This is a genomic window from Bacteroides faecis MAJ27, from assembly GCF_900106755.1.
In the GTDB taxonomy this organism is placed as follows: Bacteria; Bacteroidota; Bacteroidia; order Bacteroidales; family Bacteroidaceae; genus Bacteroides; species Bacteroides faecis.
In genome coordinates, this window is sequence record NZ_FNNN01000018.1 from 109407 (window position 1) to 131235 (window position 21829).

General features: G+C 41.4%; 23 protein-coding genes. 11 read left to right on the forward strand and 12 right to left on the reverse strand.

The features are described from left to right. Window positions 1-21: 21 nt before the first annotated feature. A complete protein-coding gene (locus tag BLW31_RS15905) occupies window positions 22-687 on the reverse strand; it encodes a DUF1349 domain-containing protein (protein WP_010539411.1) in 666 nt (221 codons plus the stop codon). Between the two features lie 87 nt (window positions 688-774). Between BLW31_RS15905 and BLW31_RS15910 the strand changes: the two genes are divergently transcribed. Beyond that, window positions 775-1548, forward strand: a complete 774-nt coding sequence (locus BLW31_RS15910; protein ID WP_010539410.1) for a response regulator transcription factor — start codon at window positions 775-777, stop codon at window positions 1546-1548. 35 nt (window positions 1549-1583) lie between these two features. On the opposite strand, the gene BLW31_RS15915 is transcribed toward BLW31_RS15910, so the two are convergent. Continuing rightward, the gene (locus BLW31_RS15915; protein ID WP_010539409.1) at window positions 1584-2279 is read right to left on the reverse strand and encodes an HAD family hydrolase; all 696 of its coding nucleotides are present in this window, start codon (window positions 2277-2279) and stop codon (window positions 1584-1586) included. Window positions 2280-2469: 190 nt separating this feature from the next. Between BLW31_RS15915 and BLW31_RS15920 the strand changes: the two genes are divergently transcribed. Further along, window positions 2470-3534 carry a DUF2027 domain-containing protein gene (locus BLW31_RS15920; RefSeq protein ID WP_010539408.1) on the forward strand — a complete coding sequence of 355 codons (1065 nt, stop codon included), beginning with the start codon at window positions 2470-2472 and terminating at the stop codon, window positions 3532-3534. 123 nt (window positions 3535-3657) lie between these two features. On the opposite strand, the gene BLW31_RS15925 is transcribed toward BLW31_RS15920, so the two are convergent. From BLW31_RS15925 to hemW, 8 genes are all read right to left on the reverse strand, one after another. Continuing rightward, a complete protein-coding gene (locus BLW31_RS15925) occupies window positions 3658-4266 on the reverse strand; it encodes a LysO family transporter (RefSeq protein WP_010539407.1) in 609 nt (202 codons plus the stop codon). Further along, window positions 4263-4550, reverse strand: coding sequence for a LysO family transporter (locus tag BLW31_RS15930; protein WP_010539406.1), 288 nt, complete (start codon window positions 4548-4550; stop codon window positions 4263-4265). The genes BLW31_RS15925 and BLW31_RS15930 overlap by 4 nt, the downstream gene beginning before the upstream one ends. Before the next feature lie 45 nt (window positions 4551-4595). After that, a complete protein-coding gene (locus BLW31_RS15935; RefSeq protein WP_022301586.1) occupies window positions 4596-5612 on the reverse strand; it encodes a DUF4249 domain-containing protein in 1017 nt (338 codons plus the stop codon). Window positions 5613-5618: 6 nt separating this feature from the next. After that, window positions 5619-8312: a TonB-dependent receptor gene (locus BLW31_RS15940; protein WP_010539404.1), complete on the reverse strand. Its 2694-nt coding sequence runs from the start codon at window positions 8310-8312 to the stop codon at window positions 5619-5621. Next, window positions 8313-9188, reverse strand: a complete 876-nt coding sequence (locus tag BLW31_RS15945; RefSeq protein ID WP_010539403.1) for a FecR family protein — start codon at window positions 9186-9188, stop codon at window positions 8313-8315. Between the two features lie 23 nt (window positions 9189-9211). After that, window positions 9212-9646 carry a hypothetical protein gene (locus BLW31_RS15950; protein ID WP_022301588.1) on the reverse strand — a complete coding sequence of 145 codons (435 nt, stop codon included), beginning with the start codon at window positions 9644-9646 and terminating at the stop codon, window positions 9212-9214. Window positions 9647-9795: 149 nt separating this feature from the next. After that, window positions 9796-10344: an RNA polymerase sigma-70 factor gene (locus BLW31_RS15955; RefSeq protein ID WP_010539401.1), complete on the reverse strand. Its 549-nt coding sequence runs from the start codon at window positions 10342-10344 to the stop codon at window positions 9796-9798. Window positions 10345-10362: 18 nt separating this feature from the next. Then, window positions 10363-11493 (reverse strand): radical SAM family heme chaperone HemW, encoded by a 1131-nt coding sequence (gene hemW / locus BLW31_RS15960; protein WP_010539400.1) that lies wholly within the window; start codon window positions 11491-11493, stop codon window positions 10363-10365. A 388-nt stretch (window positions 11494-11881) separates the two neighbouring features. Between hemW and fusA2 the strand changes: the two genes are divergently transcribed. From fusA2 to rprY, 3 genes are all read left to right on the forward strand, one after another. After that, a complete protein-coding gene (fusA2, locus tag BLW31_RS15965) occupies window positions 11882-14038 on the forward strand; it encodes an elongation factor G2 (protein WP_010539399.1) in 2157 nt (718 codons plus the stop codon). 265 nt (window positions 14039-14303) lie between these two features. Beyond that, window positions 14304-15860, forward strand: a complete 1557-nt coding sequence (locus tag BLW31_RS15970; protein ID WP_010539398.1) for a sensor histidine kinase — start codon at window positions 14304-14306, stop codon at window positions 15858-15860. Between the two features lies 1 nt (window position 15861). Beyond that, entirely contained in the window at window positions 15862-16563 is a 702-nt protein-coding gene (gene rprY / locus BLW31_RS15975; protein ID WP_005678712.1) for a response regulator transcription factor RprY, read from the forward strand. A gap of 75 nt (window positions 16564-16638) precedes the next feature. Here rprY and BLW31_RS24490 read toward each other — a convergent pair whose 3' ends face one another. Further along, a complete protein-coding gene (locus BLW31_RS24490; protein WP_010539397.1) occupies window positions 16639-16815 on the reverse strand; it encodes a hypothetical protein in 177 nt (58 codons plus the stop codon). Between the two features lie 139 nt (window positions 16816-16954). Beyond that, entirely contained in the window at window positions 16955-17401 is a 447-nt protein-coding gene (locus BLW31_RS15980) for a MarR family winged helix-turn-helix transcriptional regulator (protein WP_008759738.1), read from the reverse strand. A gap of 160 nt (window positions 17402-17561) precedes the next feature. On the opposite strand from BLW31_RS15980, the gene rpsF reads away from it, so the two are divergent. The 6 genes from rpsF to BLW31_RS16010 form a co-directional block, all read left to right on the forward strand. After that, window positions 17562-17906 carry a 30S ribosomal protein S6 gene (rpsF, locus tag BLW31_RS15985; RefSeq protein WP_010539396.1) on the forward strand — a complete coding sequence of 115 codons (345 nt, stop codon included), beginning with the start codon at window positions 17562-17564 and terminating at the stop codon, window positions 17904-17906. Between the two features lie 2 nt (window positions 17907-17908). Further along, window positions 17909-18181, forward strand: a complete 273-nt coding sequence (gene rpsR / locus BLW31_RS15990) for a 30S ribosomal protein S18 (protein ID WP_008759740.1) — start codon at window positions 17909-17911, stop codon at window positions 18179-18181. Between the two features lie 14 nt (window positions 18182-18195). After that, complete coding sequence (gene rplI / locus BLW31_RS15995; protein WP_010539395.1) at window positions 18196-18639, forward strand: 50S ribosomal protein L9; 444 nt, start codon at window positions 18196-18198, stop codon at window positions 18637-18639. A 79-nt stretch (window positions 18640-18718) separates the two neighbouring features. Then, window positions 18719-20365: a SusR family glycan utilization regulator gene (gene susR, locus BLW31_RS16000; protein ID WP_029425710.1), complete on the forward strand. Its 1647-nt coding sequence runs from the start codon at window positions 18719-18721 to the stop codon at window positions 20363-20365. Between the two features lie 252 nt (window positions 20366-20617). Beyond that, window positions 20618-21736, forward strand: a complete 1119-nt coding sequence (locus BLW31_RS16005; RefSeq protein ID WP_022301592.1) for a disaccharide 3-dehydrogenase — start codon at window positions 20618-20620, stop codon at window positions 21734-21736. Window positions 21737-21743: 7 nt separating this feature from the next. Continuing rightward, window positions 21744-21829: twin-arginine translocation signal domain-containing protein (locus tag BLW31_RS16010; protein WP_143040764.1), on the forward strand; the 86-nt coding region annotated here is incomplete at its 3' end.

Consider the following 21829-nt stretch of genomic DNA (forward strand, 5'->3'; position numbering starts at 1 on the left):
CCTTTTATTGGTTCTTCTTATCTATTTACTTGCTTGTTTTTTAGCCCATTCCAGTCTTCGTTGATCTGCCAGCGGAGTTACCTTGAACTCTTCGAATATAGCCGTGAATCCTTTTCCATCCGGACAAGCTCCCATCAGCCCTACCATGACCGGACAGTTATCCTGTAACCAGCAAGTACGCATCATCGTGTACTCCTTATCGTCACGGGAGAAGAAGATTTCCACTGCATCCAGCCGGCGGACTGCCTTGATCCATAAGGAACGCGGGGCATCCGGTAGTTGCACTACGCTCCAGTCGCTTGTGTGGTGTGTAACTACAGCGCTGACATTCTGCTTGCCGTCTACGTATTCAACTCCTGCCTTTATCCAGTTCTCGTGGTCGATGCGCAGCATCAATCCCATTTGGTCGAATGTGGTCACATAGTTGCCCGTTATCTTCACCTTTACTTCAAACTCCCCACCGTAAGTGGCATAGTAGAAAGGCCCGTCATCTACCGTAAATCCATAGTGGGAAATCCGCCAGAAGTCCGTCTTGGCAGGTACGTCCATCACCAAAGTTTTGCCTTCCTTTATTTCCCATTGTTGAGGCTCATTCAGCCAGTTCATTTTATTCAGACTTTGTCCCATAGAAGAAGTTGTTGCTGCCAATAACGCGATTGACATGATTTTGATTTTCAAATGTTTCATGGTCGTTTCTTATTTATTTATCTTTGTGGTGCAAAGATAGGCCATACCTGTTCGTGCGACAATACTGAATAATAACCATTTTATACGATGGACGTACTGCAAAAAGAAATAGATGAAGTTTATGCCACGCAACCGACAGCACATGAAACGCTGGATTACGGGGTAGTGGAACAACACCAGCGGTTTATCCGTTCACTGACGGAGATTAATGGAGGATGTGCCGTCATTTCCGATCTTTCGAACCGGAAGAGCTACGTTACTGTTCATCCATGGGCTCATTTTCTGGGACTTACTCCCGAAGAGGCTGCTTTAAGCGTAATTGATTCGATGGACGAAGACTGTATCTACCGGCGTATTCATCCCGAAGATTTGGTGGAGAAGCGTTTGCTGGAATATAAGTTTTTTCAGAAGACTTTCTCCATGTCTCCCGATAAACGGCTCAAATACCGAGGAAGATGCAGATTGCGCATGATGAATGAGAAAGGTGTTTACCAGTATATTGATAATCTGGTGCAGATTATGGAGAATACTCCTTCCGGAAATGTATGGCTGATCTTCTGCCTTTATTCCTTATCTGCCGACCAGCGACCGGAACAGGGCATTTATGCTACTATTACACAGATGGAAAGTGGAGAAGTAGAAACATTATTCCTTTCGGAAGAGCACCGCAATATCCTTTCGGAACGCGAAAAGGAAATACTGCGCTGCATACGGAAAGGACTGTCGAGCAAAGAAATAGCTGCGACTTTTTATATCAGTGTAAATACTGTCAACCGCCACCGGCAGAATATTCTGGAGAAACTTTCTGTCGGCAACTCGATAGAAGCCTGTCGGGCGGCGGAATTGATGAAATTGCTGTGATATTCTCTTCTTTCAGGATTTGTCCGGCAGCGTATTCATCCAAGCAAAGGTAGTAAGTCATCGAATCTTTTCACCTGTTTCAGGCGCTCATGCGTGAACGTGTCTGTCACTTCGTGCTTCCACATCACTTCAAAAGGAATATGTACTCCGTATCCGCCCAGAGATAATACAGGCTGAATATCTGATTTAAAGGAGTTTCCCACCATCAGGAGTTCGGAAGGGGCTATTTGCAGGATATTCAGCAACCGGAGGTATTCTTTCTCCGTTTTGTCGGACATCACTTCGATGTGGTCAAAGTAAGGGGAAAGTCCCGAACGTTCCAGTTTATTCTCCTGGTCCAGCAAATCTCCTTTGGTGGCGACCACTAGCTTGTATTTTCCCGTTTCTTTCAGTGCTTTCAGTGTTTCCTTTACCCCCGGCAGCAGTTCGATAGGCATTTTCAACAAAGATTTCCCTAAATCGACAATTTCTTGAATGATGTCGGTGGCAATCTCCCGGTTGCTGATTTGTAGTGCCGTCTCAACCATCGAAAGGGTAAAAGCCTTGGCGCCATATCCCAGAATTTGCAGGTTGTTCATTTCTGTTTGAAATAAAGCTGCTGAGATTTCTTTGGGAGTGCCATAAGATTTCAGTAGATGTGTATATTGTTTTTCTACTTCCTGAAAGAAAGGTTCATTGCTCCACAGCGTATCGTCCGCGTCAAAAGCTATGACTTTAATAAGTTCATTCATCGGTTTTGTCATTAATAGAGAACTAAAATGAAATGATCTGCATTCCGTTTATATTTTGCGGACAAAGTTAATATAAAAGGGGGAATAAAGGCACTCATTTTGTTTTTAGAACCGAATCTTCCTGTTTTTTCATATAAATCCCTATCTTTGTTACCCATTTTAATTTTGAATTTTAACAGGAGATACAATAATGAAAATAGGAGATAAAGTACGCTTCCTCAGTGAGGTAGGCGGTGGAGTCGTAACAGGATTCAAAGGAAAAGATTTTGTATTGGTAGAAGATGCGGATGGTTTTGACATTCCGATGCCGATACGTGAATGTGTCGTGATTGAAGCGGATGATTATAATATAAAGCGTAAACCCGGTGCGACAGCTCCGAAGCAGGAGGAACCTGTGAAACCGGTAAAACCGGAAATGCCGGTTATACAACGCCAGCCGGAGGTGCGTGGCGGAGATACGCTGAATGTGTTTTTGGCTTATGTGCCCGAAGATGCCAAGGCGATGATGACTACTCCTTTTGAAGCCTATCTGGTGAATGACAGCAACTATTATCTGTACTACACATATTTGAGTGCGGAGGGAAAGGCCTGGAACAATCGCTCGCATGGACTGGTAGAACCGAATACCAAACTGCTATTGGAAGAGTTTACCAAAGATGTGTTGAATGAGATGGAACGGGTAGCTGTCCAGCTGATCGCTTTCAAAGACGGAAAGCCTGCTGCCATCAAACCTGCCGTTAGTGTGGAGCTGCGGATCGATACGGTGAAATTCTATAAACTGCATACGTTCAGTGCTTCCGACTTCTTCGAAGAACCTGCTTTGATTTATGATATTGTGAAAGATGATGTGCCTGCCAAGCAGGTATATGTATCGGCAGAAGAGATTCAGTCGGCTTTATTGCAGAAAAAGTTTGTCGATAAACCGAAGTCACAGCCTATTGTAAAGCCGAATCACGGTCAAGGCGGGAGAAATGGAATTATTGAAATCGATCTTCATATCGATTCTTTGTTGGATGATACGAAAGGCATGAGTAACAGTGAAATACTGAACTATCAGCTGGATAAATTCCGGGAAGTGATAGAAGCCAATAAAGATAAGCGTGAACAGAAAATTGTGTTTATCCACGGAAAAGGAGACGGAGTACTGAGGAAAGCTATTCTTGATGAGTTGAAACGGAAGCACAGCAATTACCGTTATCAGGATGCGTCTTTTCAGGAATATGGTTTCGGAGCTACTATGGTAACTATTAAATAATATCGGTATACTTGCCGGAATACAGTCTGACAGGTGGGATGAGATAAAAAAAGAAGGGTGGGGAGCTCAGTCGGCCTCCACCCTTTCTCTTATTATATAATTCAGTCTGAAGGAATATTGCTGTTAAAATGATATTGAGCAAAGAAAGGTGACCAGAAATGGGACACTGAAATCAACGACAAAACCATGAAAGATAGAAATGATTACGAATTCTTTTCCGGAACATCGGGTGATAATAGGAAGAGTAGTGTCCATGGTGGTAGCTCCGCCTACGGAGATAGGAGCCAGTTTACCGAAATACTTCACAAGTAACGGGGCACCCAGCAATGCTATAATTTCACGCATGATATTGGATAGCAATGCGATTGTTCCTAATTCCGGGCCTTTATATTCGGTGATGAATATACTGGAGAGGGAATAGTAACCAAATCCGGCTCCCACTGCCATACAGTCTAAAGAGGTTCTTTGACTCATGAAAATCCCCGCTACGGCACAACCTGCCAGCGTTCCCAGTATCGTCATGACAGGAAGAAACATCAGGCGGGGATTCAGGGAACGGAAACTTTTCAGTGTATTGGGGTCATTACCGATACTGATGCCTACGCAGAACATCAGTCCGCAGAGGGCATAATAACTTAGTTTGCTATCGGTAAAGTCATAAGGAATCAGATGGTAAAATCCACAAAGAGTACCAATGATAAAAAATGAGACGATAATCAGACTTCCTTTCATGCTTCTGTCTCCTTTCTCCTGTTTCTTATATATAACAGGTACCAGAGTCCCCATGCACACAGGACACTGCCAGTCACTGCTGCCAGTGTGATAATGATTGCTTCGAGTCCCAATGTATGTAATCCTTTGATGATAGCCTCGTTTCCTCCCACATCAATTCCGAGGAGAAAGAGCAGGGTCCATATCAGGAGAGTGATTATCTTATGTATCCATAATAGCCTTTTATTACGCAACAGGTAGCCGACGAGCATCCCGGTTAGCATAATTCCAATGATAATAAACATAGTAAAACGTCAGTTTTTGATTTTGCTGCGAAGGTAGTAAAATAGTTAACGCTGCCATGTCCTGATCCGTACTTTTTTACTGACTTCCGTGCTGATTCCTACCATTCCGGTACCTCCATGTACATTACTGGGGTATCTGATGGGTTCGTTGATCGTTTCATCGTAAACATCAGAATCTACTAAATTGAGAGCTTTCAGGTAGTAATATTCCGTTTCTGTGATGCTTAATAAACGGATGATGACATCCAATGAATCATAATATCCATATCCGTCGGAACCAGAACTGCTATTAACACTGGGACTGTTGTAAACCGTCATGGTGTAGGATGAGTTTCTGAACCGTGAATCATCAAACACGCCGTAAATGTTTTTGGCTGTGTCGAATAGTCCGTTGTCTTCGTCATCTCCTGTTGACGGTTGTCCGTCTGTCAGCACAACATCTTCGCGACCGATAAATGAATAGCCAAGCTGTCTTGTCCAATAAATATAGTCCTCTCCTCCTTCCTCATGGTTGTATCCCCATAGTGTCAATTGCTTGTCTACTACTATACGGTAGTAATTCTCTTCGTTGGGACGATCGCGGAAAGTAATTTTGTAACGCATGTAGTCTTGAGTGAAGCCATTTTGTGTTAAGGGGACAGTGAGCGTATCAATGTTTTCTATTTCATCAAGACGCTGTGGCACGGTAACTTCTGCCCAGGCATGATATTTTCCGTCATCTGTAAGGGCATCGATGCGTACCACGTCACCGGGAGAAAATGTCCCGTTCATGTTGAAACGGCATTGCTGGTCATAATCTGTTTCCGGAGGGAGAGGACGCAGGGTCTCTCTGATTTGTCCGTTGACGCGCACTTCAACTGTGGCATTTTCAATGTGGGTGCTATTGTCTTTTCCCGTAAGGTTGAGAAATAAGACATTGGTCAGGCTGTCGGCATTGATAAAGGCATTCATTACCAACTTGGGAGGATTATCTTTTATATTAAAAGGAAGCTCGTTCTCACAAGATACTGTTGACAGTATGATAACTAATAGGATAAGTGGATGATATGTATAAGTTCTCATGTTGGTTCAGAATTTATAAGTGTAGGTAAAAGACGGAATACAGGGCAATAGGGTGTATTTTTTGATGACGGCTTTTCCATCATAATTATATGCACGGTATACCCATGCCGGATTCATGGAGTTGTATGCATTATATAAGCTAATATTCCAGATACGCATTCCGTGTTTGGTCTTTCTGTTGAAATTGATTCCTATATTCAGTCGGTGGCTTGCCGGTAACCGGTAATTATTGCGATGTTCTACATAATTAGATTCTCCGATATTGGGAGAGTTGTTGTAAGCAGGATTGTAGTAGTCCTCGTATCCTGGAGTATAACCATTGTTTGCCCCATTGCCGGGACGGATTATGGCGGTCTTTTCTTCGGGAATGGTACTTGTCCCTCCCGTATAAAACACCCATGAAGCACCGATGTCAATGCGTTCGTTGAATTTATGATTGACTGTCAGGTTTATGTTGTGGCGGCGGTCGTATTTGTATGGAAAACGTTCTCCATTGTTTATGCCGCCTTTGGCAAATTTGCGGTCGCTTTTGGATAAGGTGTATGACAGCCATCCTGTTGTCTTTCCAAGTGTTTTCTGTGCCATTAACTCAATTCCTACCGAGCGGCCTTTCCCCATTTCCACTTTGTTTTCCCATCCGGTGGAGGACCCGAAGAAGCTGACTCCATCCTTATATTCCAGCACATTGCGCATATCCTTGTAATATCCTTCCACCGAGAATTCCCAACCTTTAATTCCTGTATAATATCCTCCCAGAGAATATTGATGAGATTGCATCGGCTTTATTTCTTTTGTTACAGGAACCCACAAATCAGTCGGCATAGCTATCGGCATGGATGAAAGTAAATGTACATACTGACTCATTTTGGTATAAGATGCTTTTAGCGTTATGTCATCCGTCAGTTGATAACGGGCTGATATGCGTGGCTGTAGCGAAAAATAGCTTTGTTTTTGTACATGAAATAAAGAAAAATGCAGTCCGAGATTCAGGCGGAGGCGACTGCTGATCTTTAGGTTATCTTCTGCATAGGCGGATACTTCGTGTGCGTAAATCCGGCTATTATTCATGTTATGGTAAGTGGTGTCACGGTATGTCTGATCATCTGTCCTGTCAGAAATCTTGGAAGTCATTACTTCCGGACGGAAACGATGATAGATGTATCCGGTACCAAACTTGACATGATGTACGGGCGAGGGGTTGTAATCAAAGTCTATCTGATAGTTCCAGTCGTTAATGCCGGAGCGGTAATCGGAAGAATACCGGTTGGTAAAGGTTTCGTCATTGCCGAGAGCATATTGATTGCTCGTATATGCGTTAATGTCGAATAAGTAGTTGTTGTAAGAAACGGTTGTATTGCTAAACAGACGGTTATTGAAAATATAGTTCCATCTGGCGGAAATGATTGTGTTCCCCCAATTCATCTTACTGCCGTCCTTATAATCTGTATTGCTGTCGTAGTCAGCAGCAAAATGGTCTTTTCCATTGTAAGCACTTAAATAGAGGCGGCTTCGGTCGGAAAATTTATGGTTGATCTTTGCATTGATATCATAAAAGTAATAACTGTATTTCTCGTCATCGGGCATGAATGGTTTGGCTATTAAATCTGCATACGAACGTCTTGCGGATATGTTGAATGACGTTTTGTCTTTCACGATCGGCCCTTCCAGATTTATCTTGCTGGTCAGTAAGCCGATACTGAGTGTTCCATGATACTTTTTCATATCTCCATCATTGGTTCGTACATCAATGACAGAGGAGAGACGCCCGCCAAAACGTGCAGGAAAGGAACTTTTAAACAGAGTAACCTTTTTGATAGCTTCGGGGGTAAAGACGGAAAAGAATCCGAACATATGATCTACGTTATATACCGGGGTCCCGTCAAGTAATATCAGATTTTGGTCAGGACTGCCACCGCGTATGTATAATCCCGCCGAACCGTCTACGCCTGCCTGTACTCCGGGCATTAACTGGATAGCTTTCATTACATCTGCTTCTCCCAGTATGCTTGGAGTGTTCTTGATCTGAACCATTGGTATTTCAATTGATCCCATCTGTGTAGCTACTGTACCTGCTTCTGCTTTATCCGAAACGACTACTACTTCCTGTAATTGTGCGTTTCCTCTCATACGGATATTCAATAGTGTATCTTGTGAGAGAGTGAATTTATGTGTCTCTGTGGCGTATCCCAAATAGGAGAAACGTAATTCCGTTTCTCCTTCGGGTAAAGTAATACTATAAAAGCCGTAAGGATTGGTAGTAGTGCCTTGATATTGATGACTCTCAATGATATTAGTACCAATCAACGTCTCGGAAGACGTTCCGTCGGTAACATATCCGCTGATAGTAAACTTGCGGCTTACCGGCTTTTGCTTTTTCTTCTTTTGCAGGAGGATATAGCGCTCGGAGAACTGATAACTTATCGGTTCATCTTTGAATACGAGATCCAATATTTCATGCAAAGGCATATCTTTCACTTTCAGGTTGATTTTATGACTGATGTTGATTTCTTCGCCATAGATAAAGGAATATCCTGTCGAGTTCTCGATCCGCTTAACGAACTCCTTCAATGTAGCATTTCGCAGCGTGAGCGTGAGTCGGGCATTGGCTTTTTGTGCGTATGCCTGTGCAGTGATAAGGATCACCATACCTATCAGAACGAGTGTTCTGACAGGCAGGTGTCCTTGAGGAATAGTTTTCATTTAGTCTAGTTTTGGAGTAATAGTAATCTGTTGAGTGTTTCGTGAATAGTTAAAATAACCGGCATTGTGCAATACAGACAAAATCGTTTCCAGATCTTCTCCATTGCGGAATCGTGCTGTGACCCGATAATTTCGCAAGGTGGAATCGGTGATGTGGATAGTTGTTCCGAACGAGTTGGACAGTTCGCGGGCAATCTCCTGTAGAGGTAGATCGTCGAATATAAACTCTCCGTGGCGCCAGGAAATTTCGTCTCCGGCATTTTCCAGTACCTTGCAGGTAAGCTTTTGTTCCACCTTATTATATATAGCTACTTCGTTTGGTTTCAAAACCATGTGTACTGAGTTGTTTTTATTGCTGACCGCTACCGATCCCGTCAGTAAAGTCGTCTTTACATCCGGATTGTCAGGATAGGCATCGACATTAAAATGAGTACCCAATACTTGTACGTCAATCGTTTCAGTCTGCACTATAAACGGGTGTTTTTTGTTTTTGCTTACCTCAAAATAGGCTTCTCCGCTCAGCTCCACTTCCCGGTTATCCGATTTGAACTGTTTCGGATAGGAAAGGGAAGAATAGTGGTTTAGCGTGACAGAAGTACCGTCGGGCAGAAGGATGGTACGTGTTTCTGCCAGAGTGGTAACTGTCTGTATGGATGCCGGTTGCATATATAGATAAGCTGCCCATACCGATAGACAAAGTAAGACTACTGCTGCTGCCACAAATGTGCGTACCGGATATAACCGGCGATGATGGAATTTCAGCTTCTTCTCCAGTTGCGGATAGCTGGATGCTGCTGAAAAACGTCCTCTCGGTGAGCGGGTGGAAGCTATGAGCTTGTTCAGTATTTCTTCTAATTCTCTATCGGTATATTTCATATTTTTTCTATTTAGCTTTCTTTCTACTTTCGTTTTAGCAGAATTGTCAGTTTGCTGATACCGCCCTCTTTCCATTGGGGAGTACAGGATAAGGTAACATTCTGTTGTTTCAGTATCATCTTTTGGGGATAAAACTTGATGGTGGTCATAGCTGATTTCTGTCCCGCCTTGATGGTTACTTTGTTTTCTGTCAGTTTCATGATAGGTGCCTGTCCCGCAGGAAGAGCAGGAGTAGTGAGCAATACTGTCCTGTCCTCTTTTGATTTGTCGGCAGCTATAATTTTAATCTGCAACTCACTTTCGGATTGATTCTTGTCACACTCAATGGTTCGGGTGGATTTCTCAAATCCTACATAATCCTTGGGGAAGTTGTCATTGTCGTTGTTGCAGGAAAACAGACTCAGACATGTTGTTAAGAGGACAAAGAGCCCAACGTTTGTGTCATTAAACTTTTTCATCATTTCTGTCTTTTTTAGTGATTAATAGGTTTGTTTGCTGATAAAGACAGGGGATTGACAGAAACTCCCTACGCACTTTTTGCAAATAAACGTTAATATAAAAAGAACCGGTTTAATAACGTGCCGCTGGGGGTAGTTGGCTGTTTTAATCATCCACTTGACAGAATCATCTCTTTCAGTCGGGTAACAGCTTTCTGGAGTTGGGCATCCACCGTCTTTATGCTGATATCCAGTTCTTCCGCTACTTGTGCATAGCTTTGCTTCTCTTCACGAATACGGATAAATACTTCCCGACAACGTTCCGGAAGCCGGTCGAGCGCTTTCACATAAATTGCAAACAATTCTTCGCTGATTAATGACTCTTCCGGAGAATAGCTTTGTTCCTGTGGTTCCGGCAAAGAATCGGAATGAATGGTGGTGTACTTTGATTCTTTTTCCAGATAATTGAGAGAAGCGTTCTTGACCAGAATAAAACAATAGTCCTCGATGTTTTTTACATCAAGGAGGGTGTCGCGCTGCTTCCATAGTTTCAGGAAGATATCGAGCACGATTTCCTGCGACCATTCTTCCTGTTTCACGTAATAATAGGCTATGCGGAAGAGTCGGTCGTAAGTCATGTTATAGAAGTCGCGGAAGGCTGTTTGTGAGTCCAGTTCCTTCATTTGCCGTAATAACTTTCTTACTTCTGATTCGGTCATCAGCTGATCTTTAATATTTTAGTTAACCCAAAGCAAGTCGCTCATAATACTGTCGGAGATGAAAATTCCTTCTCGTGTCAGGCGTAAGGCCCCTTCGTGCATTTCCAGTTTCCCATTTTCCAGATAGGGGGCAGACATCTTCCGGCAATATTCCCACAGTTCATTACCGAACTCTTGTTTTAGTTTTTCTATAGGGGTACCCCATACGGTGCGTATGGTGGTAATGATAAATTCGTTGTAACGGGTCGTCTGATCCAGATTTTCTGTTTCAAAGTTACGCCGGTCTCCTTCTATACCTTTTATATATAGGTCGATGGAAGACACGTTCCATTCGCGTGTTGTTCCATTGAACGAATGTGCAGACGGTCCGCAGCCCAGATATGGTATTCCTTTCCAGTACGAGGTATTGTGACGGGAGTATTTGCCGGGACGACAGAAATTGGATATTTCATAATGCTCGTATCCCGCTTCCTGCAAATGTTCGATCAGCAGTGTAAAGAACTGTAAGCTGGAATCTTCATCTACTTCCTCTATCTGGTGCTGTTTCAACATATTATATATAGGTGTATCTTCTTCGTAAGTCAGATGGTAGGCGGAAATGTGCTCTACGTTCAGGCTGGTGGCTTGGCGGAGATCATTTTCCCAACGTTCTTTGGTTTCTCCGGGCAGTCCGTATATAAGGTCGATACTGATGTTTTGAAACCCTGCCTCTCTGCATCTGTGGACTGCCTCGATGGCTGTCCGGGAAGTATGGCGGCGTTTCAGCAATTGGAGTGTCGTATCGTCGAATGTCTGTATTCCCATACTGATACGGTTGAATGGGAGGGAAGCGAGCATTTTCAGATAGTCCGGTGTCAAGTCATCGGGATTGGCTTCTAAGGTTATTTCCCGGCAATGTTCCATTCCATATTGTTCGCGGATGACATCAAATATAAGTATGAAATCTTCTTCTTCCAACTGGGACGGGGTACCTCCTCCGAAATAAATGGTTTCTACATATTCTCCTTTCAGGTATTTTTTTCGCATTTCCAGTTCACGGCAAAGGGCACGTACATAACGTGTCTTCAATTCGCTGCGGGTAGTGGAATAGAAATCGCAATAGATGCAGCGGGTTTTGCAAAAGGGAATATGAAGATAAATACCTGCCATAATTGCATTGTTTAAGAGTTCTAGCTGGCAAAAATAAGGCTATTTATTGGATAACTTAGTATTTTTTCAGGCATTTGTTTGTTTTTGAGTCGTATTCCGGAATTCGTTCTATAGTTGTTTCCCTTTAGTTCCACTATTGTTATCCTTTCGTTCCATAGCTGTGGAACGAACCGACTGCTGTGACTTGAAGAAATGAAGTATGCGATGGTGGATAATTAGGTATCGGGGGTGATTGTTTATTTTGTTCAATAAGGGGTTATGTTACATAACATTGTTTAGTAACACTGTCATAAATATTGCTTTTCCCCCAATAAATCCCTAATTTGCGCGTCACTAAATTAATGGTATGTGAGAAACATACTGAGTAATTACTAAAATCTTATATATTATGAAAGTATATCAGACTAATGAAATCAAGAACATTGCCTTGTTGGGAAGTTCTGGCTCTGGGAAAACCACTCTCGTGGAAGCAATGCTTTTCGAGAGTGGTGTTATAAAACGTCGCGGATCTGTTGCCGCAAAAAACACAGTTAGCGATTATTTCCCTGTTGAACAAGAGTATGGTTACTCCGTTTTCTCTACCGTTCTCCACGTAGAATGGAACAATAAAAAACTTAATATTATAGACTGTCCGGGATCGGACGACTTCGTTGGCAGTACGGTAACTGCACTTAATGTGACCGACACAGCAATTATACTTCTCAATGGCCAATACGGCGTCGAAGTCGGTACGCAAAATCACTTCCGATATACTGAAAAATTGAATAAACCAGTTATTTTTCTAGTCAACCAGCTTGATAATGAAAAATGCGACTATGATAACATCCTTGAACAACTGAAAGAGGCATATGGCTCTAAAGTGGTTCCTATCCAATATCCTATTGCTACAGGTCCGGGCTTTAATGCTTTGATTGACGTATTGTTAATGAAGAAATATTCGTGGAAACCCGAAGGTGGCGCTCCTACGATTGAAGATATTCCGGCAGAAGAAATGGATAAGGCTATGGAAATGCACAAAGCATTGGTAGAAGCCGCTGCCGAAAACGATGAAGGTCTGATGGAGAAATTCTTTGAACAAGACTCTCTGACAGAAGATGAAATGCGGGAAGGTATCCGTAAAGGTTTGATTGCCAGAGGTATGTTCCCGGTGTTCTGCGTTTGTGGTGGTAAGGACATGGGCGTTCGCCGTTTGATGGAATTCTTGGGCAACGTTGTTCCTTTCGTCTCTGAAATGCCGAAAGTCGAAAATACAGACGGTAAAGAAGTGGCCCCGGATGTTAACGGACCGGAATCTTTGTATTTCTTTAAGACGAGTGTCGAACCGCATATCGGTGAGGTATCTTACTTTAAAGTAATGAGTGGCAAGGTTCGTGAAGGCGATGACTTGCTGAACGCTGACCGTGGTTCGAAAGAACGTATTGCTCAGATTTATGTCGTAGCCGGTGGTAACCGTGTGAAAGTGGAAGAACTTCAGGCCGGTGATATCGGTGCTGCTGTAAAACTGAAGGATGTGAAAACAGGAAATACACTGAACGGTAAGGACTGCGATTATAAATTCAACTTTATCAAATATCCGAATTCTAAATATTCCCGTGCTATCAAACCGGTGAATGAAGCGGATGTAGAAAAGATGATGACTATCTTGAATCGTATGCGCGAAGAAGATCCGACATGGGTGATTGAACAGTCGAAAGAGTTGAAACAAACACTGGTTCACGGACAAGGAGAGTTCCATCTGCGTACATTGAAGTGGCGTCTGGAAAATAATGAGAAACTTCAGGTGAAATACGAGGAACCGAAGATTCCGTATCGTGAAACAATTACGAAAGCTGCCCGTGCTGACTATCGTCATAAGAAGCAATCCGGTGGTGCCGGCCAGTTTGGTGAAGTTCACCTGATCGTGGAACCTTATAAAGAAGGTATGCCTGTGCCCGATACTTATAAATTCAATGGACAGGAATTCAAGATTACCGTGAGAGGTACCGAGGAAATTCCATTGGAATGGGGTGGTAAACTGGTATTTATTAACAGTATCGTAGGTGGTTCTATCGATGCCCGTTTCTTGCCTGCTATCATGAAAGGTATCATGTCTCGTCTGGAACAAGGTCCGTTGACTGGTTCGTATGCGCGTGATGTGCGTGTAATTGTGTATGATGGTAAGATGCACCCGGTAGACTCAAATGAAATTTCCTTTATGCTTGCCGGACGTAATGCCTTCAGTGAAGCCTTTAAAAATGCCGGTCCGAAGATTTTGGAACCGATTTATGATGTGGAAGTGTTTGTTCCGTCTGACAGAATGGGGGATGTGATGGGAGATCTTCAGGGACGTCGTGCCATGATTATGGGTATGAGCAGCGAAAAGGGATTTGAGAAACTTGTTGCTAAAGTACCTTTGAAGGAGATGTCTTCTTACTCGACAGCACTTAGTTCACTCACCGGTGGACGTGCTTCATTTATCATGAAGTTCGCTAGTTATGAACTTGTTCCGACAGATGTTCAGGAGAAGTTGATTAAAGATTTTGAGGCTAAACAAACGGAAGAATAAACAATAATTCTCTCAAAACTGTTAAAACCGTTGCCTTTTTTAAGTAAAAGGTGGCGGTTTTTGTTTAACTATGATTAATAAAGATGGAAAATCGCAAGGAAAAGATTTAATTTTTTATTAAATTTGCAAACCAAAGAAGGAGTTATATTGTTGTAGTAATCAGAATACAACCTAAATAGCTCTTTACGGTTAATTTCCGGGAACTTCCGGTTAAATCAAGTTAATGTGCTAGGAGTGTTAATTAGGGAGTGTTAATTTTGTTGCTATGAAGAAGTCAACAATTTGGATATTAAGTATTGTAATGGGGCTTTCTTTCCTTAGTCTGTTGTATCTGCAGGTCAGTTATATAGAGGAAATGATGAAAACCCGGAAGGAACAATTTGATGCGGCTGTGCGCAACAGCTTGGATCAGGTTTCCAAGGATGTGGAATATGCAGAAACAAGACGCTGGTTAATCGAAGATATTTCAGAAGCTGAGAGAAAAGCGTTGACTGCGAACAATTCTTCCATACAACAAAACAATTTGATTCAGCAAACGCAACGTTTTACAGTAAAGTCAAAAGATGGCAGAGTGTATTCGGACTTTGAACTGAAAGTGATGACTACCAAACCATCTGAGCTTCCTAAAGCTATGATTTCTCCTTATAGAGGCTCAAAGACGATTCCGGAAACTTCGCGTTCACTGGTAGAAGCTATTAAAAACCGATATATGTATCAACGGGCATTGCTGGATGAAGTAGCCTGGCAGATGATTTATCGGGGAAGCGACAGGTCGATTGGCGATAGGGTACGATTTGGAGACTTAAACGGGTATCTTAAATCGAATCTATATAATAATAGTATAGATCTGCCTTTTCATTATTCTGTGATTGACAAGGATGGACGTGAAGTCTACCGTTGTGCGGATTATGAAACAAAAGGAAGTGAGGAGTCTTATCAGCAGGCATTGTTTAAAAACGACCCGCCTGCAAAGATGAGCATTCTGAAAGTACATTTCCCGGGAAGGAAGGACTATATTTTCGATTCGATCAGTTTCATGATTCCGTCGCTGATATTTACGCTGGTGTTGTTGGTGACATTCATCTTTACGATTTATATCGTATTTCGACAGAAGAAGTTGACGGAGATGAAGAATGACTTTGTCAATAACATGACGCATGAATTCAAGACTCCGATATCAACTATCTCGTTGGCAGCGCAGATGTTGAAGGACCCCGCGGTAGCAAAATCACCGCAAATGTTCCAGCATATATCGGGAGTTATTAATGATGAAACCAAGCGCTTGCGCTTTCAGGTAGAAAAGGTGCTGCAGATGTCAATGTTTGACCGGCAGAAGGCAACGCTGAAGATGAAGGAAATCGATGCGAACGAACTGATATCGGGAGTGATCAATACCTTTGCACTGAAAGTGGAACGATATAATGGTAAGATAACATCGAACCTTGAGGCTGCCGATCCTGTTATATTTGCAGATGAAATGCATCTTACCAATGTGATCTTCAATCTGATGGATAACGCGGTAAAATATAAAAAAGCGGAAGAGGATCTGGAACTGAAGGTGAAAACGTGGAATGAATCGGGTAAACTGATGATTTCGATACAAGATAACGGTATTGGTATCAAGAAGGAAAACCTGAAAAAGATATTTGAAAAGTTCTATCGTGTGCATACGGGTAATCTGCACGATGTGAAGGGGTTTGGACTGGGATTGGCTTATGTGAAGAAAATTATTACCGATCATAAGGGAACCATTAGAGCGGAAAGCGACCTGAACGTGGGAACTAAATTTATTATTGCATTACCTTTATTAAAAAATAATTGATATGGACGAGAAACTGCGTATTTTATTATGCGAGGATGACGAAAATCTTGGCATGCTTTTGAGAGAATATTTACAGGCAAAAGGTTATTCTGCTGAGTTATATCCTGATGGAGAAGCCGGTTATAAGGCTTTCTTGAAGAATAAATATGACTTGTGCGTGTTTGACGTTATGATGCCTAAAAAGGATGGCTTTACGTTGGCACAGGATGTCCGTGCTGCGAATGCTGAGATACCTATTATCTTCCTGACTGCAAAAACGCTGAAAGAAGATATTCTGGAAGGATTTAAGATTGGTGCGGATGATTATATCACTAAACCATTCAGTATGGAAGAGTTGACTTTCAGAATTGAAGCTATCTTGAGACGTGTTCGTGGAAAGAAGAACAAAGAAAGCAACATCTACAAAATCGGTAAGTTTACCTTTGACACTCAGAAACAGATTCTAGCTACAGAAGGCAAGCAGACCAAGTTGACTACCAAAGAGTCTGAACTTCTCGGACTGCTTTGTGCACATGCTAATGAGATTCTGCAACGTGACTTTGCTCTGAAAACTATCTGGATTGATGATAACTACTTCAATGCCCGTAGTATGGATGTGTATATCACGAAGTTGCGTAAGCACTTGAAAGAAGATGATTCTATTGAGATTATCAATATCCACGGAAAAGGCTATAAGCTGATTACACCGGAAGTTGAATCTTAATGAGTATTCGGATAACCACAAATAAAAAATCCCGGAAACATTCGTTCCCGGGATTTTTTATTGATTTCTAATAAATTAATCAGCGATCTTCTTATTAATGATAATATAAGAAATGAGTCCCAGTACTACAAGGAATACTGAACTGCCCAGAACCGCGTTGTTGTTTACATTGCCGGTAAAGGAACAAGCCAACAGGATGACCACTCCGATCAAGATTAATATCAATCCCAAATTCTTTAATAAGCCTTTCATGCGTGTGTATTTTAATAGATTATAATATTCCAGTCACAAATTAAAGCATAATTCTTTAACGGGCGAAATAATTTAGGTGAAAAATCCATTATAAAGACAGATTTAGTGGATTTTATGAATTAAATGATTGCTTTTCTGCCTAGTCCTTGGTATTGTAGAATACCTTTTTTAAGACTTCCTGTCCAATGCTCAGTTCTTCCAGGGTAATGCCATGAAGAGCTTCCTTCAAAGTCTGTCCTGCAATGATGCGCGCTTTTTCTTCCAGTTCTTTTCCGTCTTTTGTCAGGTGGATCAGATTGGTACGGCGATCTTTTTTGTCAGAAATGCGCACTACAAGATGCTGCCGTTCCATGTTGTCTATGAGGCGGGTCATGCTGGGTTTGTCTTTAAAAGTTGCATTGCACAACTCTTGTTGCGTAACGCCGTCCTTCTCCCATAGAAAGATGAGTACCGTCCATTGCTCAGGGCTGATTTCCAGACCGTTCTGACGGAAATTACGATATAGCTTCCGGTTGATTGCAGCGGAAACCTTACCATTTAAGATGGCGAATATAAGCCGGATATCGAAATTAAATTGTTCTATCATGAAATTATTGTTTAAACAACTTTGCAAAGGTAAGCCTCTTCCCGGATAATTCCTACATTCGGATACAAAAAAAGATTAAATATTTGTAGTTCAAAATAAAATGCCTAACTTTGCACCCGCAATTTAAAATAAAATAAATTATTTATTTAATTAAACGAGTATGAATCAATACGAAACCGTTTTCATTTTAACTCCCGTTTTGTCTGATGTTCAGATGAAGGAAGCGGTAGACAAATTCAAAGGTATTCTTCAAGCTGAAGGTGCTGAGATTATCAATGAAGAAAACTGGGGACTGAAGAAATTGGCTTACCCAATTCAGAAGAAGTCTACAGGTTTTTATCAATTGGTTGAGTTCAATGCAGATCCTACTGTAATTGACAAGTTGGAACTTAACTTCCGTCGTGATGAACGCGTTATCCGCTTCTTGACTTTCAAAATGGACAAGTATGCTGCGGAATATGCTGCTAAAAGAAGAAGTGTTAAATCAAACAAAAAGGAGGATTAATCATGGCACAACAGACTCAATCAGAAATCAGATATTTAACTCCGCCCTCAGTAGACGTTAAGAAGAAAAAATACTGTCGTTTCAAAAAGAGCGGTATCCGTTATATCGACTACAAAGATCCTGAATTCTTGAAGAAATTCTTGAACGAACAAGGAAAAATTCTTCCACGTCGTATCACTGGTACTTCTTTGAAGTTCCAACGTCGTATCGCACAAGCTGTGAAGAGAGCTCGTCACTTGGCATTGTTGCCTTATGTAACTGACATGATGAAATAAGAAGGAGGAAAAGTATGGAAATTATATTGAAAGAAGACATCGTAAACTTGGGTTATAAGAACGATATCGTAAACGTGAAATCCGGATACGGTCGTAATTATCTGATCCCGACTGGAAAAGCTATCATCGCTTCTCCTTCTGCAAAGAAAATGTTGGCTGAAGACTTGAAACAGCGTGCTCACAAACTTGAGAAGATCAAGAAAGATGCTGAAGCACTGGCTGCTAAGTTGGAAGGCGTTTCATTGACTATCGCAACAAAAGTTAGTTCAACAGGTACTATCTTCGGTTCTGTTAGCAATATCCAGATTGCTGAAGCATTGGCAAAACTGGGTCACGAAGTTGACAGAAAGATCATCGTTGTAAAAGACGCTGTGAAAGAAGTTGGTAACTACAAAGCTATCGTAAAACTTCACAAGGAAGTTTCTGTAGAAATTCCTTTCGAAGTAGTTGCTGAATAAGAGCAAATTTACTTCTTATATAAAAAAGCGATTTGTTCTGATGGATAAATCGCTTTTTTTTATCATCTTTGCTGATAATATGAAATTCAACCGTTGTTATCTGAAGAGAATCGTTTTGCTGCTCCTGGTCTCTCTGGGAATTGGCAATGCTCTTTATGCGAATAACGAATTGAAAATACTGGCTGACTCTCTGCATAAAATGATAGATGCGAAGCCTCTATTTGTGCAGAAGAAGGAACAGCGGATTGCCCGAATTAAATGTTTGTTGAAAGACTCCGGGCTGACTCCCGATCGGGAATACAAAATTAATCTTCAATTATACAACGAGTATAAGAAATTTAATATTGATTCTGCCATTCATTATGTCGACCGGAATCTTGAAATTGCTCGTCAGCTAAACAGAAACTACCTGAAATACCAGTCGTCTTTACAACTCAGTCTCGTATATTCTATGTGCGGCAGGTATAGGGATGCGGAATTACTCCTCGAAAATATAAAACCATCAGAACTTCCTCGTTCATTATTAGCTACTTATTATGATACATATGCCCGTTTTTGGGAGTATTATTCGATTTCTGCTACCAATAATCAGTACGGAAAAAAACGGGAAGCCTATCAGGATTCACTGTATGCTCTTATGGATCATACTTCCTTTGACTATAAATTGTCACGGGCTTATTCTTATGCAGGACGCGATTCAACAAAAGCGATCAAGATTTTGGATGAGTTGCTGAATGCTGAGGAGGTAGGAACTCCTAATTATGCGATGATTACTCATTCGTATGCCATGCTGAGCCGCTATTTGAAGAGAGAGGATGATGCAAAGAAATACCTCATGATGTCTGCCATTGCTGATATTCAGAATGCCACACGTGAAACGGCCTCCTTACAGGCACTTGCACTGATACAATATGAGGAAAATAATTTGGCGGATGCTTTCAAATTTACACAGTCGGCTATTGATGATGTAGTTTCCTCCGGTATTCATTTCCGGGCAATGGAAATCTATAAATTCTATTCTATTATTAATACAGCTTATCAGACGGAGGAAGCCAGATCTAAATCGAATCTGATTACCTTTCTTATCTCAACCAGCGTTTCTCTTTTTCTTTTAGTCGTATTGGTGGTGTTCATTTATATTCAGATGAAGAAGACACTGCGGATGAAGCGGGCGTTGGCACAAAGTAATGAGGAACTTTTGAGATTGAACGACAAGCTCAATAGTATGAATAGTGAGCTGAATGACAAGAATGATGAACTGTCTGAGATTAATAATATAAAGGAGCATTATATAGCTCAATTCTTCGATGTATGTTTCAGTTACATCCATAAAATGGAGAAATATCAGAATATGCTTTATAAGATAGCCATTAATAAGTGTTATGAAGAACTGATTAAAAAGCTGAAATCATCTGCGCTGATTGATGATGAACTTGATGCTTTATATACTCGCTTCGATAGAGTCTTTTTGAATTTATATCCGACTTTTGTTTCAGATTTCAATGCCTTGCTGAAAGATGATGAGAAAATTATTCTCAAGCAGGATGCATTGTTGAACAGGGAGCTACGCATTTATGCTTTGTTGCGTCTGGGTATCACAGATAGTGGTAAGATCGCCAACTTCCTCCGTTGCTCTACAAGTACTGTCTATAATTATCGTACTAAGATGCGAAACAAGGCTGCGGTAGACCGGGATGAATTTGAAAATGAAATTATGAAAATCTGACCAGTATAGACGATTTTGTGCCATTTCTAAGGAAAAGCCCTTTCCAAACTGTCTACATTTTTTAGATAGGTAAATATAGATAAGTGTTTGATATATAGAGGTAAATGTGTTTTTTGAATCTACATAAAGTTGTGTAGACTCCATAAAGCGTTATTTATTTGGCTAGTTTTGCGATATCGGTTTTCAGACAATTTGCGAACGGATGAAAATCGGTATCTTATATATTGTTTGTACTTAAATTCGCCATGTTTTATGAATACACAATTTTCACTAGACACAAAAATAAAGGTAGGAATAATCGGTTTCGGTAGAATGGGAAGATTCTATTGGGAGGCGATGCGAAAGAGTGGGCGATGGGAGATTGCCTATATTTGTGATACGGACCCTACAACACGCGAACTGGCAAAGAAATTATCTCCTGAATCTCGTGTAATAGATAATGATCAGAGAATTTTTGAAGACGAGAGTATACAGGTTGTCGGACTCTTCACATTAGCAGACTCAAGACTTGAACAAATAGAAAAGGCTATTCGATACGGAAAGCATATCATTGCGGAAAAACCCGTTGCAGATACAATGGAAAAAGAGTGGAAAGTAGTAGATATGATAGAGAATTCAAATGTACTTTCTACGGTGAATTTATATCTGCGAAACTCCTGGTATCATAATTTGATGAAGGAATATATTCAAAAGGGAGAAATTGGGGAGTTGGCTATCATCCGTATCTGCCACATGACTCCGGGACTGGCACCGGGTGAAGGGCATGAGTATGAAGGACCGGCTTTCCACGATTGCGGAATGCATTATGTTGATATTGTCCGCTGGTACGCTGAAAGTGAATATAGAACATGGAATGCCCAAGGCGTGAACATGTGGAATTACAAAGACCCTTGGTGGGTACAATGTCACGGAACTTTTCAAAATGGTATAGTCTTTGATATCACGCAAGGCTTTGTCTATGGGCAGCTATCCAAAGATCAGACACATAATTCTTATGTAGATATTATAGGTACAGAAGGTATTGTGCGTATGACGCATGATTTCAAAACCGCTGTTGTTGATTTACATGGAGTGCATCAGACACTTCGTGTGGAAAAACCTTTTGGTGGGAAGAATATTGATGTACTGTGCGATTTGTTTGCTGATTCAGTGTTGACCGGTAAACGAAATCCCCGTCTGCCGTTAATGTACGATTCGACTATCGCATCCGAATATGCGTGGAAATTCTTACAGGATGCACGTATGAATGATTTGCCGGCTATCGGTAACTTACAGACTCTTGAGCAGATACGCGAACGCAGAAAAAACATGAAAAATGGATATGGGTTGCTACATAGTAATCCACCACAAATAACTAACTCCTTAAAATAATAAAACCATGTCAGACTTTTCAAGAAGAAAATTCCTTAAAACGGGAGCCGCCGCTTTAGCAGGCATCACCATTGCTCCCAGCTCTATCTTAGG

What these genes read in the sequence shown, in the direction of transcription:
- BLW31_RS15905 (WP_010539411.1), bottom strand. Translation starts at nt 687, where the DNA reads ATGAAACATTTGAAAATCAAAATCATGTCAATCGCGTTATTGGCAGCA.
- BLW31_RS15910 (WP_010539410.1), top strand. Translation starts at nt 775, where the DNA reads ATGGACGTACTGCAAAAAGAAATAGATGAAGTTTATGCCACGCAACCG.
- BLW31_RS15915 (WP_010539409.1), bottom strand. Translation starts at nt 2,279, where the DNA reads ATGAATGAACTTATTAAAGTCATAGCTTTTGACGCGGACGATACGCTG.
- BLW31_RS15920 (WP_010539408.1), top strand. Translation starts at nt 2,470, where the DNA reads ATGAAAATAGGAGATAAAGTACGCTTCCTCAGTGAGGTAGGCGGTGGA.
- BLW31_RS15925 (WP_010539407.1), bottom strand. Translation starts at nt 4,266, where the DNA reads ATGAAAGGAAGTCTGATTATCGTCTCATTTTTTATCATTGGTACTCTT.
- BLW31_RS15930 (WP_010539406.1), bottom strand. Translation starts at nt 4,550, where the DNA reads ATGTTTATTATCATTGGAATTATGCTAACCGGGATGCTCGTCGGCTAC.
- BLW31_RS15935 (WP_022301586.1), bottom strand. Translation starts at nt 5,612, where the DNA reads ATGAGAACTTATACATATCATCCACTTATCCTATTAGTTATCATACTG.
- BLW31_RS15940 (WP_010539404.1), bottom strand. Translation starts at nt 8,312, where the DNA reads ATGAAAACTATTCCTCAAGGACACCTGCCTGTCAGAACACTCGTTCTG.
- BLW31_RS15945 (WP_010539403.1), bottom strand. Translation starts at nt 9,188, where the DNA reads ATGAAATATACCGATAGAGAATTAGAAGAAATACTGAACAAGCTCATA.
- BLW31_RS15950 (WP_022301588.1), bottom strand. Translation starts at nt 9,646, where the DNA reads ATGAAAAAGTTTAATGACACAAACGTTGGGCTCTTTGTCCTCTTAACA.
- BLW31_RS15955 (WP_010539401.1), bottom strand. Translation starts at nt 10,344, where the DNA reads ATGACCGAATCAGAAGTAAGAAAGTTATTACGGCAAATGAAGGAACTG.
- hemW (WP_010539400.1), bottom strand. Translation starts at nt 11,493, where the DNA reads ATGGCAGGTATTTATCTTCATATTCCCTTTTGCAAAACCCGCTGCATC.
- fusA2 (WP_010539399.1), top strand. Translation starts at nt 11,882, where the DNA reads ATGAAAGTATATCAGACTAATGAAATCAAGAACATTGCCTTGTTGGGA.
- BLW31_RS15970 (WP_010539398.1), top strand. Translation starts at nt 14,304, where the DNA reads ATGAAGAAGTCAACAATTTGGATATTAAGTATTGTAATGGGGCTTTCT.
- rprY (WP_005678712.1), top strand. Translation starts at nt 15,862, where the DNA reads ATGGACGAGAAACTGCGTATTTTATTATGCGAGGATGACGAAAATCTT.
- BLW31_RS24490 (WP_010539397.1), bottom strand. Translation starts at nt 16,815, where the DNA reads ATGAAAGGCTTATTAAAGAATTTGGGATTGATATTAATCTTGATCGGA.
- BLW31_RS15980 (WP_008759738.1), bottom strand. Translation starts at nt 17,401, where the DNA reads ATGATAGAACAATTTAATTTCGATATCCGGCTTATATTCGCCATCTTA.
- rpsF (WP_010539396.1), top strand. Translation starts at nt 17,562, where the DNA reads ATGAATCAATACGAAACCGTTTTCATTTTAACTCCCGTTTTGTCTGAT.
- rpsR (WP_008759740.1), top strand. Translation starts at nt 17,909, where the DNA reads ATGGCACAACAGACTCAATCAGAAATCAGATATTTAACTCCGCCCTCA.
- rplI (WP_010539395.1), top strand. Translation starts at nt 18,196, where the DNA reads ATGGAAATTATATTGAAAGAAGACATCGTAAACTTGGGTTATAAGAAC.
- susR (WP_029425710.1), top strand. Translation starts at nt 18,719, where the DNA reads ATGAAATTCAACCGTTGTTATCTGAAGAGAATCGTTTTGCTGCTCCTG.
- BLW31_RS16005 (WP_022301592.1), top strand. Translation starts at nt 20,618, where the DNA reads ATGAATACACAATTTTCACTAGACACAAAAATAAAGGTAGGAATAATC.